Source organism: Psychrobacter sp. CAL346-MNA-CIBAN-0220, assembly GCF_040309805.1.
Taxonomy (GTDB): domain Bacteria; phylum Pseudomonadota; class Gammaproteobacteria; order Pseudomonadales; family Moraxellaceae; genus Psychrobacter.
This window is the reverse complement of the sequence record NZ_JBEOPF010000614.1, coordinates 1-246: the sequence shown is the minus strand read 5'-3', so window position 1 is coordinate 246 and position 246 is coordinate 1. Positions and strand designations below refer to the sequence as shown.

Genomic DNA, 246 nt, shown 5'->3' with positions numbered 1-246 from the left:
CGATTGATGATCATCAAAGTGAGTTCAGTTAGCACTGCAAAGCCTTTGATGATGCCTTAAAATAGGCGTCATGAAAAATGAACTCGCCCTTAAACAGCGCATTGCTGAACTTGAAAAACTGTTAGCGCAGAAGGATGCCCAGATTGCGGCATTGGAAGAGCGCTGGAACTTGGCCCAACAAAAACAATTCGGCAAAAGTGCTGAAGGCTTTGCCGGGCAAGGCGAGTTATTCAATGAAGTGGAAGA

Annotated in this window: 1 pseudogene; it reads left to right on the top strand. The window is 45.5% G+C overall.

The features are described from left to right. Positions 1-70: 70 nt before the first annotated feature. Positions 71-246: pseudogene (locus tag AAEY88_RS15020) on the top strand (IS66 family transposase); the annotation flags it as partial.